The sequence below is a fragment of the Chthoniobacterales bacterium genome, from assembly GCA_039930045.1.
In the GTDB taxonomy this organism is placed as follows: domain Bacteria; phylum Verrucomicrobiota; class Verrucomicrobiia; order Chthoniobacterales; family DASVRZ01; genus DASVRZ01.
The window spans coordinates 1-16748 of sequence record JBDSQB010000006.1 but is presented as its reverse complement, the minus strand read 5'-3'; the positions used below and the strand labels follow the sequence as shown (position 1 = coordinate 16748).

General features: G+C 59.6%; 9 protein-coding genes. All 9 read left to right on the top strand.

Features of this window, described 5'->3' with window-relative positions; translation table 11 throughout:
• The first annotated feature begins 64 nt into the window (after positions 1-64).
• Positions 65-268, top strand: coding sequence for a hypothetical protein (locus ABIT76_05585; protein MEO7932612.1), 204 nt, complete (start codon positions 65-67; stop codon positions 266-268).
• Between the two features lie 154 nt (positions 269-422).
• On the top strand, positions 423-3290 hold the full coding sequence (gene galA / locus ABIT76_05580) for a beta-galactosidase GalA (protein ID MEO7932611.1): 2868 nt from the start codon (positions 423-425) through the stop codon (positions 3288-3290).
• Between the two features lie 114 nt (positions 3291-3404).
• Positions 3405-5033 carry a glycoside hydrolase gene (locus ABIT76_05575; protein MEO7932610.1) on the top strand — a complete coding sequence of 543 codons (1629 nt, stop codon included), beginning with the start codon at positions 3405-3407 and terminating at the stop codon, positions 5031-5033.
• Between the two features lie 34 nt (positions 5034-5067).
• Positions 5068-6996 carry an alpha-L-arabinofuranosidase C-terminal domain-containing protein gene (locus tag ABIT76_05570; protein MEO7932609.1) on the top strand — a complete coding sequence of 643 codons (1929 nt, stop codon included), beginning with the start codon at positions 5068-5070 and terminating at the stop codon, positions 6994-6996.
• A 7-nt stretch (positions 6997-7003) separates the two neighbouring features.
• The gene (locus ABIT76_05565; GenBank protein MEO7932608.1) at positions 7004-9895 is read left to right on the top strand and encodes a glycoside hydrolase family 2 TIM barrel-domain containing protein; all 2892 of its coding nucleotides are present in this window, start codon (positions 7004-7006) and stop codon (positions 9893-9895) included.
• A gap of 3 nt (positions 9896-9898) precedes the next feature.
• Positions 9899-12367: a beta-galactosidase GalA gene (gene galA / locus ABIT76_05560; GenBank protein ID MEO7932607.1), complete on the top strand. Its 2469-nt coding sequence runs from the start codon at positions 9899-9901 to the stop codon at positions 12365-12367.
• On the top strand, positions 12340-14739 hold the full coding sequence (locus ABIT76_05555; protein ID MEO7932606.1) for a PDZ domain-containing protein: 2400 nt from the start codon (positions 12340-12342) through the stop codon (positions 14737-14739). The genes galA (ABIT76_05560) and ABIT76_05555 overlap by 28 nt, the downstream gene beginning before the upstream one ends.
• Before the next feature lie 23 nt (positions 14740-14762).
• Positions 14763-15704: an alpha/beta hydrolase-fold protein gene (locus tag ABIT76_05550; GenBank protein MEO7932605.1), complete on the top strand. Its 942-nt coding sequence runs from the start codon at positions 14763-14765 to the stop codon at positions 15702-15704.
• 41 nt (positions 15705-15745) lie between these two features.
• Positions 15746-16748, top strand: a 1003-nt coding sequence (locus ABIT76_05545) for a putative Ig domain-containing protein (protein ID MEO7932604.1), incomplete at its 3' end; no start/stop codon positions are given.

Sequence of the window (16748 nt, the reverse complement as noted above, 5' to 3'; positions counted from 1 at the left end):
AAGTCTCAAAGTTCAAAAGCCTCTGTGGGAAGCCGCAGAGGCTTTTGTAGTGTAGCCGACTTTCGTGAAATTCGATGAGAGCGGCTACGAACGCGATGCGACGCTGGTCACGGTGCAGGACAACATCGCCGGCACTGGTGGCACCATCCAGGTCTATCGACACCAACGGAGCCACGCAGCCGAGGCGATTCTACCAGGTAGTCGTGTGATGATGACTTCGCCACGAATGTTCACAGTGGGTGGCGCAATTGCGCCCATTTTTCTTTAGATGACCTAGTCCTCCAATCCACTCCGCAACACACTTTTTCAAATACTTGAACATGACATCGAAGTTCTACATTAGCACTTTGAAGCCCATAGCCAGGATAGTAAGAACCACTCCAGCAGCGCGCGTTTTTGCCCGATTGAAAGGCTGTCTGTTCATGCGCTCCATTATTGCCTGCGTCTGGGCGGCGCTTTCCGTCGCGCAACTTTCAGCTGCCGAATCACCACGCGAACGTCTCTCGCTCGACGCCAACTGGAAATTTCATCTGGGCGATGACTGGCCGAAAGCGTTGCGGCTGGACAAGGCGGGCGCGAACGCCGGGCCGGCTTCCGAAAAGCATTTCAGCGACGCGACGTGGCGCACGGTGAATCTGCCGCACGATTGGGCGATCGAACTGCCGTTCGACAAAAGCGCCGACAAGAATCATGGCTACAAGGCGCTCGGGCCGGGATTCGAGGCCAACAGCATCGGCTGGTATCGCCGCACGTTCGAGCTGCCGAAGGAGGACGAAGGCAAGCGCATCCGGCTCACGTTCGACGGCGTGTATCGTGACGCGACCATCTGGGTCAACGGCTGGCTCGTCCGCCGTAACGAGGGCGGTTATTACCCGATCCACGAGGACATCACGGACGTGGTGAAGTATGGTGAGCCTAACGTCGTCGCGGTGAAGGTGGACGCGACGAAGTTCGAGGGCTGGTTCTACGAAGGCGCGGGCATTTACCGCCATGCCTGGTTGGAGAAAAGCGCTCCGGTCGCCATCGCGCCGGACGGGATTTTCGTTTACTCGCAGTTCAAGGACAACGTGCCGTCGGATCAGGCGGAGATTCACGTCGAGGCGGACGTGCTGAACACGCTCACCACTGCCGCCAACGCGCAGGTGAACTGCGAAGTCATTTCGCCGGATGGAAAATCCGTCGCGCAATTCAAGGGAACGCAGTCCGTCGGCGGCGGGTTGCAGGCCACGCTGAAGTTGCAGTCGAAAGTTTCCTCGCCGGTGCTGTGGTCGCCGGAATCGCCCCAGCTCTACAAGCTCGTCACCACGGTCTCGGTGGATGGCAAAGTGGTGGACGAAAAGGAAACCGTGTTCGGCATCCGCACCGCGGTCTTCGATGCCGACAAAGGCTTTCTGTTAAATGGCAGGCCTTGCCCGATTCACGGCGTCTGCAATCACCAGGATCACGCGGGCGTCGGCGCGGCGATTCCCGATGCGTTGCAGGAGTTCCGCATCAACCAGTTGAAAAAATTCGGCTGCAACGGCATCCGCACGTCGCACAATCCGCCCACGCCGGAACTGCTCGACGCCTGCGACCGGCTCGGCATGTTGATCATGGACGAAAACCGTCTGCTCGGCAGCGATTCGGAAAACATGCGGAAATGGGACGTGATGATCCGGCGCGACCGCAATCATCCGAGCATCATCATCTGGAGCGTCTGCAACGAGGAGGGCACCGTGGAAAGCAATGATCAGGGCCGCAACACCGCGCGCACGATGCAGAACTACGTCAAGCGCCTCGACCCTACGCGGCCCGTGACGTATCCCGCGCCGCAGGGCGACACCGTTGGCGGCATCAACAGCGTCATCGAAGTGCGCGGCTGGAATTATCATCCCGGCCCGGATATGGACAAGTATCACGCCAAACATCCGCTCCAGTCGAACGTCGGCACGGAACAATCCAGCGCCACCAGCACGCGCGGCATTTATGAGAGCAGCCGGGAGCGCGGCCACGTGGCGGCTTACGACGAAAAGCCGAACCAATGGGTGACCAACTCCGAGACGTGGTGGAGCTGGTTCGCGGAACGTCCGTGGCTCTCCGGCGGTTTCGTGTGGACGGGTTTTGATTATCGCGGCGAGCCGACGCCGTATGCCTGGCCGAACATCAACTCGCACTTCGGCGTTCTCGACATGTGTGGTTTTCCCAAGGACAACTTCTATTACTATCAAGCCTGGTGGACCACCGACACCGTGCTGCATCTCCTGCCGCACTGGAACTGGCCCGGGCGCGAAGGCCAGGAGTTTCGCGTGGACGCGTTGAGCAATTGCAAGGAAGTCGAACTGTTCCTGAATGGCGAGACGCTCGGCAGGAAGGCGATGAAGCCAAATTCCAAGCTGACGTGGAAGGTGAAATACACGCCGGGCACTCTGAGCGCGAAAGGCTTTGATGCCGCAGGCAAAGTCATCGCCGAAACCAAGGTCGAAACGACCGGCGACGCGACGAAGATTCAACTCACGCCGGATCGCAAAACCATCAACGCCGATGGCGAGGATGTGGCGGTGTTCTCCGTGACGGCGTATGACGCGCAAGGTCGCTTTGTTCCAGTGGCGCAGAACAGGATCAACTTCGCCATCGAAGGCGCCGGCAAAATCATCGGCGTGGGCAACGGCGACCCGAGTTGCCATGAGCCAGACACGTTTGTCTCGAACCCTTCCGTGCGGGAGATTGCATTGACCGAGTGGCGTTGGCAGGTGACGAAAGATCATGGGAGCACCAGTTCCGTCCCGGAATACATGGCGAATTTCGACGACTCCAGTTGGAACACGCTCCCAGCTAAAGGCGGCGAATCCTCCACGATTACGACTGACAACACGGCGGCGATTTACCGTGCGCATCTGACGCTGACCGAGGAAGACTTGAGCGGCACGGGCGTGCAAATCCAGTTCGCCGGCTGTGACGACGAGGGTTGGTATTTCGTGAACGGCCAATACGTCGGCGAGACGCACGACTGGGACGCGAAGCCGGCGTTCGACATCACGAAGTTCCTTCGCCCCGGCGACAATCTCATCGCGGTTTGCTGTCTGAACGGCGGTGCGCTGGGTGGGCTGAATCCGAACGTGACCGTGGAAATCATCGGCAAACCCGCCACGCAGCCGTGGTCGCGCAGCCTCTTCAACGGCCTGGCGCAAATCATCGTCCAATCCACACGCGACTCAGGCGAATTCAAATTGACGGCCACCGCCGACGGCCTCCCTGCGGCAACGGTCACAGTGAAAACGCAACCCAGCAAGTCTCGTCCATCCGTGCCCTGAGAATCGGCAACTCTCAAGGAAGATTAGTCCGAGGCCTAGGTCTGATGTTACCGTCACATGAGTTCAATGGATAGGTCATTTGATAACCACCATTTCGACCTACATACTCGCTCGATGAACCAAACGATTCTTTCACTCCTCCTCTGCGCGGCGACATTGCTGGCCGGCGGCAGCGGACTGGCTGCCGGAAATGACAATATGCCCAAGCAAAGGACCGTCTCCGCCGATCTGCGACAAGTAGGCGGCCCACTGAATACCATGTTCAAGCGCTGCGTTGGCGCAGGCCGCGCGAATGAAGGACTACGCGCCGACTGGCAGCGGCAATTGGCCATCGTCCACCGCGAATGTGGTTTTGAGTATATTCGCATGCACGGATTGTTCACGGATGACATGGGCGTTTACCGTGAGGTCAACGGCAAGCCGGAGTATAACTGGCAATACATCGACGAGCTCTTCGATTTCCTGCAAAGCATCGGCATGAAGCCGTTCGTCGAGCTGGGCTTCATGCCGTCGGCGCTCGCCAGCGGTTCCCAGACGATCTTCTGGTGGCGCGGCAATGTGACGCCCCCGAAGGATTATGCGAAATGGGAGGCGTTCATCGCTGCCTTTGTGAGGCATTGCACCGAGCGATATGGGGCCGACGAGGTGCGCTCGTGGTATTTTGAAGTCTGGAATGAGCCAAATCTCGATGGCTTCTGGATGGGAAATCCCGGGAAAAAGCCCTATGAGGAGTGGGTTCCTGGCGCTCGGGCCGAATACTTCAAGCTCTACGCGACCACGGCGCACGCCGTGAAATCCGTTGACCCGGCCTATCGGACCGGAGGCCCGGCGACGGCGGGTTGCGCATGGATTCCGGAGTTCATCAACTTCTGCAAGACAAACGACGTGCCGGTGGATTTTGTATCCACGCATACCTACGGCACCGAGAGCGGTTTTCTGGATGAAACCGCCACTGCAGGCACGGCGCTCTCAAAGAACCCGGACTCGATTTATGGCGAGGTGAAGCGTTCGCGTCAGGAGATCAAGGACTCCGCGTTTCCAAAACTGGAGATGCATTTCACCGAGTGGAGTTCCTCCTATACGCCGACTGATCCGATGCACGACAGCTATCACAGCGCGGCCTACATTCTCGACAAGCTCAGGAAATGCGGTGACTCCCCGGATTCCATGTCTTACTGGACATTCAGCGACATCTTTGAGGAGCCCGGTCCGCGTTGGGAGGCATTCCACGGCGGCTTCGGCCTGATGAATTACCAGGACATCAAAAAGTCAGCGTATTTCGCATATCAGTTTTTGAACCGGCTCGGTCCGACGGAGCTGAAATGCAGCGATCCCTCCTCGTGGATTTGCACCGACAACGATGGAGGCGTGGAGGCGTTGGTCTGGGATTTCACTTACACCTTTCCGGCCAAAAACATGATCAACCAGGTTTTCTACAAACGCGATCTGCCGTCACAGCCGAAGGGCAAAGTCACGCTCAGCGTGGCGAACGTTCCGAAGGGCAAATATACGATGGAGACCTACAAGGCCGGCTACCGTGTCAATGACCCTTACGCAACGTATCGGGACATGGGCGCGCCGGCGCAACTTACGAAGGCGCAGGTCGCCGAGATCAAATCCAAAAACAGCGGTGCGCCGCTGGAGACCCGCACAGTCGAGATCGGGGGCGACGGAAAATTCGAGCAGCAGTTCGACCTCCGCGAAAACGACGCGGTGATGATCACGCTTAAGCCGCAGCGGTAAGAGGCGCTTTTTGCAAACAATAGAAAACAACACAATGCGTTTACTTCCCGCGCTCGTAACTCTCATAGCCTCCACAGCGTTTGCTGCCGGGCCTTCCTTCACCGTTGATACGACCAGTTCCAAGGGTCAGGTCAGTCCCAAGCTTTACGGATTGATGACTGAGGAGATTAACCACTCCTACGACGGCGGTCTTTATGCGGAGCTGATTCAAAACCGCGCTTTCCTGGACGACGCCAAGGCGCCGGTTCACTGGTCCGTGGTGGCGAACGACACGGCAGCCGCGACCATTGCGCTCGACACGGCCAATCCCGTGAATGACAAGCTCACGACGAGCCTTCGCCTCACGGTCTCTCAAGCCTCGAAGGAAAACCCTGCGGGCGTTGCGAACGGCGGTTACTGGGGAATTCCCGTGCAACCGAAAACGCAGTATCGCGCGTCGCTGTGGGCGCGGGCGGAAGCGGGTTTCTCGGGACCCTTAACGGTTTCAATCGCGAGCGAGGATGGCCGCACAGTTTACGCCTCGGAAAAAATATCCGGCGTCGCACCGGAGTGGAAAAAATTCCAGGTAACACTCAAAACCGGCAACGTCACCCCCACCGCCAAAGCGCATTTCCAGATCACCACGGATCGCCCCGGAACAGTCTGGCTTAGTCTCGTTTCGCTGTTCCCGCCGACCTGGAAGGACCGTCCGAACGGACTGCGCAAGGACATCATGCAAATGCTCGTGGATCTGAATCCGAAATTCCTGCGTTTTCCCGGCGGCAATTATGTCGAAGGACCACGTATTGAAGACCGCTTTCCGTGGCAGAAGACGCTTGGTCCGCTGGAAGACCGGCCCGGCCACGCCGGTAGCTGGGGCTATCGTTCAAGCGATGGCATGGGGCTGCTCGAGTTCCTCCAATGGTGCGAAGACATGAAAGCCGAGCCGGTTTTGGCGGTCTATGCCGGTTATTCCCTCCAGGGCGATTACATCAAAGCCGGGCCTGAGCTTGAGCCGTTCGTGAAGGAGGCGCTGGACGAGATTGAATATGTGATCGGCGACACGAACACGACTTGGGGCGCGCGGCGGGCCAAGGATGGGCATCCCGCGCCGTTCAAATTGACCTACGTGGAGATCGGCAACGAGGACGACTTTGACAAGGCCAAGACTTACGATGGCCGCTATGCGCAATTTCACGACGCCATCAAGGCAAAGTATCCTCAGATCAAGCTCATTTCGACTGTTCCGTGGGGGAAACACGATGGGCGCAAGCCCGACATGGGTGACTATCATGACTACAGCTCCACGGACGAGTTCATCAAAAAGTCGCGCGATTACGGTGCCCAGATGGACCGCAAGGGGCCGGACGTTTTTGTCGGCGAATGGGCGGCGCACGAAGATGCGTCAGCGCGACCCTGGGATGCGGCTGCGAAAAAACTGCCGCCCACGCCCTCGATGAAGGCTGCCATTGGCGACGCCGTGTTCATGGCGGCGATGGAGCGAAACTCGGACATCATCAAAATGCAATGCTACGCGCCACTGTTTGCGAATGTGAATCCCGGCGCTTACCAGTGGCGACCTAACCTCATCGGCTATGACGCGCTTTCGGATTTCGGTTCGCCGAGCTACTACGCATTTCAGATGTTCAGCCGGAATCTGGGCGACGAAATTCTGCCGGTCACACCGATGGAAACCCCGGTCCAGGGAAGCGCCACGCGTGACAGCAAGACCGGCGAAATCATTCTCAAGCTGGTGAACCCGGAGCTGACACCGCAATCGCTGCCGATTGAGATCAAGGGCGTTAGCTCCCTTGAATCGAAGGTGATGGTGATCACGCTGGCGGCCAATCCCGAGGAGACCAACTCCATAAGCCAGCCGCGAAAAGTCGCGCCTGTCACCACGACCTTGAACGGTGTCAAACGTGTTTTTACCCACACCCTTCCGCCCAGCAGCATTGTGGTTCTTAAACTAAAAACCCGCTGATGAAATCGTGAAGCAGATCGTTTTGTTTTCAGTTGGAATCACGCTGTTGGCCCTCGTGGCCGGCACCGGCTGCAACGCTTTTGCCGCCGACTCCGCCGCCGACATCCGTGACTGTTCCTTCGATTCCGGCTGGCGTTTTCTGCGCGCGGATGCGCCGGGCGCGGAAGCAGCGGCGTTTGATGATTCCAGGTGGCGCGCGCTCGATGTGCCGCATGATTGGAGTATTGAAGATTTGCCGCCGCGCGAAGGCCCGGGTTTGGAATTGTCGGTCGTGCCGGGCGAGTGGCGGTTTCAAAAAGGCGATGACGCCGTGTGGAAGGCCCGAGAGCTAGACGACAGCGGCTGGCAGACCGTCACGCTCCCGGACAATTGGGAGCACCATTCGGATTATACAGACGACAAAGTCTATGGCTGGTTTCGCCGCCGCATCGAAATCCCCGCCGATTTCAAGGGCAAGGACTTCGACCTTCTGCTCGGCTGCATTGACGACGTGGATGAGACGTTTCTGAACGGCGAACGCATCGGCGGCACAGGTTCGTTTCCGCCCAACTTTCAAATCGCGTGGGACGTGCCCCGGCATTACCGCGTCCCGGCTTCACTCGTGCGCGGCGACGGTTCGGATGTGCTCGCGGTGCGTGTGTTCGATCAGCTCAACAACGGCGGCATTGTGGAAGCGGGCGTGAAGTCCATTCGCGTCGGCCCATTCGACACGGCTGAAACCAAGGGAGGCGGATACACCGGTCACGTCGTGGGCGGCACGGGCTGGTATCGCAAACACTTCACGCTTTCGTCGGCGGAGCAGGGCAAGCGCGTCGCGGTGCGCTTTGATGGCGTTTACATGAACGCCGATTTCTGGATCAACGGCCAGCCTCTCGGCAATCATCCTTACGGCTACACCGGGTTTGAATTCGACCTGACACCGCACCTCAAACCGGCGGGCGAGGAAAACGTCATCGCCGTGCGCGTTCGCAACGAGGGCAAAAACAGCCGCTGGTATTCCGGCTCGGGAATTTATCGGCACGCGTGGCTAACCGTCACCGATTCGATTCATGTGCCGACGTGGGGCGTGTTCGTAACAACGCCGGAAGTTTCAAAAGACAAAGCTGTCGTGAAGATTGCGAGTGAAGTTCGCAACGACGGCAGTGCCGAATCCGACGTGGTGGTGCGCACGCGTGTGCTGGATTCCAAAGGCAAGGCGGTTCAAACCACCGAAAGCAAATTGCATCTTTCCGGCAGCGAAACGCGCACGGTGGAGCAGTCGTTGGAACTGCGTTCGCCAAAACTGTGGTCGCCGGATTCGCCGGAGTTGTATTCAGCGGAAGTTGAAATCACCGCTGCTGGCAAAACGCTGGACAAGACTTCGACTCGTTTTGGTATTCGCAAAATCGAAGTGGACGCCGAGAACGGCTTCCGGCTCAACGGCCAGATGCTCAAGCTCAAGGGCGGCTGCATGCACCATGACAACGGCCCGCTCGGATCGGCCACGATTGATCGTGCCGAGGAGCGCCGTGTTGAGCTGATGAAAGCGAACGGATTCAACGCCATTCGCACCAGCCACAATCCGCCGTCGCCCGCGTTTCTCGATGCCTGCGACCGGCTGGGCGTGCTGGTGATTGACGAGGCGTTCGACTGCTGGCAGCAAGGCAAGAACGGGCAGGACTACAGCGTCTATTTCAAGGATTGGGCGCAGCGCGACATGGCTTCAATGGTCCGGCGCGACCGCAATCATCCCTCCGTCGTGATGTGGTCCATCGGCAATGAAATCCCCGAACAATTCCGCGCCGAAGCGACCGCGAAGATGCTCCGCGAGGCGGTGCTCTCGTACGACGCCACGCGCCCGATTACACAGGCGATCTGTTCGGACTGGGGCGAGGTCTTGAAGAATTGGGACACGCTCTCCGACGTCGCGTTCACGCATCTCGACATCGGCGGTTACAATTATCTGCCGGAGAAATATGAATCCGACCACGCCCGGAATCCCAAGCGCGTGATGTATGGCAGCGAATCGTATCCGAAGGGCTTCTTCGACTACTGGTCGCTGGTGGAGAAGCACCCCTACATCATCGGCGACTTCGTCTGGACAGCGATGGACTACTTCGGTGAATCGGGAATCGGACACAGCACGCCGAGCAACGAGAAGGACAACTTCCTCATGCCGTGGCCGTGGTATAACGCCTGGTGCGGGGACATTGACGTGTGCGGTTTCAAGAAGCCGCAGTCTTACTACCGCGATGTGGTCTGGCGTCGCAGCCAGATTGAAATGATGGTTCACGCGCCGATGCCGGAGGGCGTGTGGGAGCGCGTCAGCAACTGGGGTTGGCCGGATGAGACGCAGAGCTGGAATTGGCCGGGCCGCGAAGGAAAGTCGATGCACGTGGCGGTTTATTCGCGTTGCGAAAGCGTGCGCCTCGAACTCAACGGGAAAGTGATCGGCGAAAAAGAGGTTTCTGCGGCGACCAAACTCACGGCCAGGTTTGATGTGCCTTACCAACCCGGCGAGCTTCTCGCCATCGGTTTGACCGGCGGCAAGCAGGTTGCCAGCACCGTTCTTCGCACTGCGGGCGAACCAATGGGAATCCGGCTCACCGCAGATCGCTCCACGATTCGCGCCGACCGCAACGACCTTTCCTACGTGACGGTTGAAGTGGTGGACCGAAATGGCAACCGCGTTCCCACCGCCGCGATTCCGGTTCGCTTCACCATCACCGGCGCAGGCGAACTCGCCGCCACCGGCAGTTCCGCGCCGAACGACGCCTCCAGTTTCCATGCGCCGCTTCGCAAAACCTACGAAGGCCGTTGTCTCGCCATTCTCCGGCCGAACGGTGGAGCGGGCAAAATCACGCTCACAGCCGAGGCCGACGGCCTGAAGGGAACGACTATTGTGGTGCAAACCCGTTGACCAATGAGGAACTCCCGGTTGCTCCGTCTTATCGGCATCAGCGCCTGCACCGTGTGGTTAGCCGCGCAAGCTGCGACGGCCGCAGCACCGCGCGAACAGCTTTCGCTCGATGAAAACTGGCGGTTTCATCTCGGAGACATTCCGCTCGATTCATTTCCCGGCGGCCAGGGTGTCGCGCTCTACGGCCCGGATATTACTCACAGCGGTGCGAAGGCCGGACACACCTGGGGCGCGGCTGCTCGCGGGTTCGATGACAAGGGCTGGCAGCAAGTAAACCTGCCGCATGATTGGGCGGTGGAACAGCCGTTCGATTCCAAGGCGGTTAAGCAGCAGGGTTATCGTCCGCGCGGCATTGGTTGGTATCGTCGCACCTTCAAGCTCGATCCGTCCGACCGAGGCAAAAACATTGAATTGCAGTTCGACGGAGTGGCGACGCATTGCGCCGTTTATTTTAACGGGACGCCGGTGCATCACAACTTTTGTGGCTACACGTCATTCCACACGGATGTCACGCCGATGGCGCGCTACGGCAATGACGAGAACACCATCGCCGTCCGCGTGGATGCCGAGGCGATGGAAGGCTGGTGGTATGAAGGCGCGGGCCTCTATCGGCACACCTGGCTCGTCAAACGCAGCCCGGTGCATGTCGTCACGGATGGTGTTTATGCCAACCCGGTGAAAAGCGCGGATGGCAGGTGGACGATTCCCGCCGAGGTCACGCTCTGCAACACCGGAACGAACGCGGCTTCGGCGATGGTGGAAATCAGCGTGTTCGATTCCGCCGGAAAGAAAATCGCCGCCGGCAAATCCGCATCGGTGAACATTGTGCCGATGGATCAAGCGGTGGCGAAACTTTCGATTCCAGCGAACTCGCCGCAGCTCTGGTCGGTTGAGCATCCGAACCTGTATGAAGTGCGGACGACGGTGTTGAGTGACAACCAGCCGGTGGACGTCGTCAGCACGACGTGCGGTTTTCGCACGGTCCGCTTCGACGCGAAGAACGGTTTCTTTCTCAACGACCAGCCGCTCAAGTTGCAGGGCACATGCAATCACCAAGATCACGCCGGAGTCGGCGTGGCCGTGCCGGATTCGATTCAGGAGTTCCGCATCCGCAAATTGAAGGAGATGGGATCGAACGCCTATCGCACCTCGCACAATCCTCCGTCGCGGGAGCTGGTAGAAATTTGTGATCGCCTCGGCATGATGGTGATGGATGAGACGCGGCATTTCAACGCGTCGCCCGAATACTTGAAACAACTCGAATGGCTGGTGCGCCGTGACCGCAATCATCCCAGTGTGATCCTGTGGAGTCTGTTCAACGAGGAGGCGCTCGAAATCAACGAGGAAGGCATGGAGATGACGCGCGTCATGAACTCAGTGGTCAAGCGACTCGATACCACCCGGCCCACCACTGGCGCGCAGAACAAGGGCCAGATGGGCTGGGACGGCAAGGTCAACCCGAAGAACGCGGCTTGGACGATGGATGTCGTCGGTATCAACTATCAGGCGGGCGAGTATGACAAGATTCTCGCCGCCTATCCGGACAAGCCAATCATCAGCACCGAAGACACTTCGCAGGTGATGACGCGCGGAGCATACTCCACCGATTATTCCAAGTTCATCGTGACATCCTACGATGAGGTTTACCCGGGCTGGGACAAGTGCAGCAGTGCCCGCAATTCGTGGGAGGCCATCGCCACGCGTCCGCGCCTCGCCGGCGGCTTCTCGTGGACGGGCTTCGATTACCGCGGCGAACCCACGCCTTTCGGCTGGCCGTCGGCGGGGTCGTTCTTCGGCGCGATGGATCTCTGCGGTTTCCCGAAGACCGACTTCTACGTCCGACAGGCGCACTGGGTGAAAAACAAACCGGTGCTGACGCTTGTGCCGCACTGGAACTGGCCCGGCAAGGAAGGCCAGCCGATCAGGGTGATGGCCTTGTGCAATGCCGATCACGTCGCGCTTTCGCTCAACGGCAAGCTCATCGAAGAAAAGAAAGTCGATCCATTTCAAATGGTGGATTGGCAAGTGCCCTACGCACCGGGCCGGCTGGAAGCCGTCGCGAAAAAGGATGGCCGCGAAGTTGCGCGTTACGTCGTGGAAACAACCGGCAAGCCGGTGAAACTCCGACTCGCACCCGACCGCAAAACGCTCGCTGCCGACGGCTGCGATGCCCTGCCGGTGACGGTGGAGGCGCTGGACGAGCAAGGGCGGCCTGTGCCGACGGCAAACCTCGCGGTGGCTTTCGCAATCAGCGGGCCGGGCCGGATCATCGGCGTGGGCAACGGCGATCCGAACTGCCACGAGCCAGAGAAAGGCGATCGGCGCAGCCTGTTCAACGGCCTGGCGCAGGTCATCGTGCAATCCACGCACGACGCCGGTGAAATCAAACTGACCGCCACCGCCGACGGCCTCGCGTCCGCCACCGCCACATTGACAGCGCAGCCATGCGCCCCCCGCCCTTCCGTGCCATGAAGCTCATCATCCTCACCTTGGCCCTTGCCTCCGCGTGTGTCTGCAACGCGCAGCCTTACTTCGTTTCTCCGTCGGGCGACGACGCGAATCCCGGCACGCTGGAAAAGCCGTTCGCCACGCTGCAACGCGCGCAACAGGCGGTGCGCGGAAAAGGTGGCGAAGTCATGCTGCGCGGCGGCACTTACTATCTGCCCGCGCCGCTGGTGTTCACTGCGCAAGATTCCGGCACGAAGGACAAGCCGGTGCTTTTTCAAAATTACAAGGACGAGCAGCCGGTCATCGGCGGCGGCGTCCGGCTCGACGGGCTGAAGTGGCAGCCGTCCACCAATGGAGTTTTTCAGACGCAAGTCCCGGAGGACTTGCAGACGGAGGAGATTTTCATCAACGGCGAGCGGCAGATTCTGGCGCGTTATCCGAACTTCGATCCCAATGCGAAATACTTCGACGGATTCGCGCCTGACGCCATTTCCAAGGAACGCGCGGCCCGTTGGTCGGATCCGGCGGGCGGCTATTATCACGCCATGCACCCGGCGTTCTGGGGGGACTTCACCTGGCGCATCACCGGCAAGGACGCCGACGGCAACCCTCAGCTCGAAGGCGGCTGGCAGAACAACCGCGGTGCGGCGGCGCACGAGCAAGTCCGCTTCGTGGAAAACATCTTCGAGGAACTGGACGCTCCGGGAGAGTGGTTTCTGAATTCCAAAACGCACACGCTGTATTTTTATCCGCCCGCCGGGCTCGATCTGACGAAAGCCATCGTGGAAGCCACCCGCCTGCGGACGCTGGTGGAGTTTCACGGCGACGAGGCGCATCCGGTGAAATGGATCGCACTGCGCGGACTGGTTTTCCGTCAGGCGGCGCGCACGGTCATGGACACGCGCGAGCCGCTGCTGCGTTCGGACTGGGCGATCTATCGTGGCGGGGCGATTTTCTTCAATGGCGCGGAGGATTGCGCGCTGCTGGACAGCTTCATCGATCAGGTCGGCGGCAACGCGGTGTTCGTCAATAATTACAACCGCCGCGTGAGCATTCTCGGCACGCAAATCGCCAAGGCGGGCGCGAGTGGAATTTGTTTCGTCGGCGACCCGCAGGCGGCGCGCAGTCCGCTCTTCAACTATTATCAAGTTCAGGACCTCGACAAAATTGACCGCACGCCCGGACCGAAGGGCAACAACTACCCGGCGGACTGCCTGGTGGAGGATTGCCTGATCCATCTGACCGGGCGCGTCGAGAAGCAGACCGCCGGCGTGGAGATTGATCTCGCTCAGAGCATCACCGTCCGCCACTGCTCGATCTACGACATGCCGCGCTCCGGCATCAACATCGGCGACGGCTGCTGGGGCGGGCACGTCATTGAGTTTTGCGACATCTTCGACACCGTGAAAGAAACCGGCGACCACGGCTCCTTCAACTCGTGGGGCCGCGACCGTTTCTGGCGTCCTAACATTGATGAGGTCAACGCATGGGTGAAGCAAGCGCCCAAGTTGCCTCTGCTCGACGTGGTGAAGCCCATCGTGCTCGCGAACAACCGCTGGCGCTGCGACCACGGCTGGGACATTGACCTCGACGACGGCTCGTCGAATTACGTCATCAAAAACAACCTCTGCCTGCGCGGCGGCATTAAAAACCGCGAGGGATTCAAGCGCGTCGTCGAAAACAACATCCTCGTGGATGGCGGCTACGATCCACACGTCTGGTATGCGGAGTGTGGCGACATCTTCCGCCGAAACATCGTCTGGACCGATTATCGCCCCGCCAACATGCCGCCACCACCCTGGGGCGAGGAAATGGATTTTAATCTCGTGCATGTTCCCGGAGCAACGAAGAACCAGCCCGCGACCCGGCTACAGGAGCAAAGCGGACGCGATCCACATTCCATCGTGGCCGACGCCCGCTTTGTCGATCCCGTGCGTGGTGACTATCGGGTGAAGGTCGGCTCCCCTGCCCTGGCGCTCGGCTTTGTGAATTTTCCGATGGATCAATTCGGCGTGCGAAAACCGGCGCTCAAAGCCATCGCGCGCACCCCGCAGTTGCCTCAGGCGAAGATCACCGAAGGGTCCGCGCCCATCACCCGCGCCGCCGATCCCGTGACCTGGCTCGGCACTCGCGTGCGCAACATTACCAGCGAAGGCGAGATGTCCGCGTTTGGTCTGCCCGGCGTGACGGGAGTTTTGGTTCTCGAAATCCCAGCAGGTTCAGCGCTCGCCCAAGCGGGGCTGCGGAAGAATGATGTCATTCTTTCCGTCAATGACGCGAAGACGGCGGACACGGCTGCGCTGCGTCAGCAAACACCATCGTCGCCCGCCGGAAGTTCGCTGCGCCTCGGCGTCTCCCGCGATCAGAAGGAAATGGTCATCAAGGTGGTCCAATGAAAATGTCATTCGCTCAAAATTCCATGTTCACCAAAACACTGACAGCCAGTTTGCTCCTGCTTCTCGCCGGGTCGCAGGGCGCACTGCTCGCGCAGGAAAAACCCGAGCAGGTTTCCCCCGAACGCGCCCGCGCCAACTTTGGCCGACCCGTGGTGCTTGCGCCGGATGACGTGCGCGCGTTTCCCGACGCGCCCAACGGCTTTGACAAGCCCGCCCCGACCGGAATGGCCGGACGCACCGAGGTCTTTGAATACGATTCCACCGTCACCGGCGTGAAGCGGAAGGCGGTGGTTTATCTTCCGCCCGGCTACTCGTCCGACCGGAAATATCCCGTGCTCTATCTGCTGCACGGCATCGGCGGCAATGAGTGGGAATGGAGCGGCTACATTCACGCTGACGCCATCGTGGACAACCTCATCACTGACGGGAAGGCGACGCCAATGATCCTCGTGATGCCGAACGGTCGCGCACTGGCGGATGATCGCGTGCCCGCGCCAGACAAAACCTTCTCGCCGGAAAACGCCGCCAGCTTTGGGAAGTTTGAGCGTGATCTGCTCGACTGTTTGATTCCCGCGATTCAGGCGAAGTATTCCGCCAGCACGAATCGCGAGCAGCGCGCGATTGCCGGGCTTTCGATGGGCGGTGGCCAGTCGCTGAACTTCGGACTTGGCCACCTCGACACGTTCGCGTGGGTCGCCGGATTTTCATCCGCGCCCAACACCAAACCACCCGCCGAACTCGTGCCCGATCCCGCCGCCGCGCGGAAGCAGTTGAAGCTGCTCTACGTTTCCTGCGGCAACAAGGACGGCCTGATCAACATCTCTCAGAGCGTTCACGTTTCTCTGAAACAACAAGATGTCCCCCACATCTGGAACGTGGATGATCACGGCCATGACGGCTCGTCCTGGGGCAGCAATCTCTATCATTTCGCGCAGCAGCTTTTCGTTACCAACCAACAAAAATGAGAAGGTTTTCAAACCACACAATCCTGTCTGCACTGGCCTTTATGAGTTGCTCGTTGTTCGCCCAAGCGCAGTTCGACCTGTCGGACAATATCCTTACGCCACCTCCATCCGCATCGCCCCGCATCAACGGGCCATCGGTTTTTGGCGTCCGGCCGGGATCGCCTTTTCTTTATGCGGTTCCGGCGACCGGCAGCCGCCCGATGGAGTTCGATGCCGAAGGTCTGCCCGAGGGATTGAGCATCGATCACCAGTCCGGACGCATTACTGGCAAGGTGGAAAAGGCGGGGGAATACGAAGTGGTTCTGAAGGCCGGGAATGGGGTGGATTCGGCCACACGCAAGTTCCGGATTGTGGTCGGGAAGGAAATTGCGCTGACGCCACCGATGGGCTGGAACAGCTGGAATAGCTGGGCCGTGAACGTCGATCAGGCAAAGGTGCTGGAATCCGCGCGCATTCTGGTTTCGTCCGGTTTGGCCAACCACGGCTGGTCCTATGTGAACATCGACGACTCGTGGCAGGGCCGGCGGGAGGGCGCGGACAAGGCGTTGCTGGCCAACGACAAGTTCCCGGATATGGCGGGCTTGTGCGCCTCCATTCATGCCATGGGGCTGAAGGCGGGAATCTATTCCACACCCTGGATCACCTCCTACGCCGATTACCCCGGAGGCTCGGCGGATAATCCCGAAGGCGAGTGGTCCCGCGAGCGATCGGGCGGCTCGAAGGGGCAGAAAATCGGAACCTTCCATTTTGCAAAGGCGGATGCCCGGCAGTTCGCCGAGTGGGGGTTCGATTATCTCAAGTATGACTGGAATCCCAATGACGTTGATAGCACCCGGGAGATGTCCGAGGCGCTTCGTTCGACGGGCCGCGATATTGTTTTCAGCCTGTCGAATTCAGCTCCTTTCGAGAAACGCGAAGAGCTGTCCCGCTGGTCCAATGCCTGGCGGACCACCGGCGATATATGGGATCACTGGGAACCCAGCGAAGACCAGGCCTATCACGTTTCGTTATCCCAGATTATCGACGCCAACGAACGCTGGACGG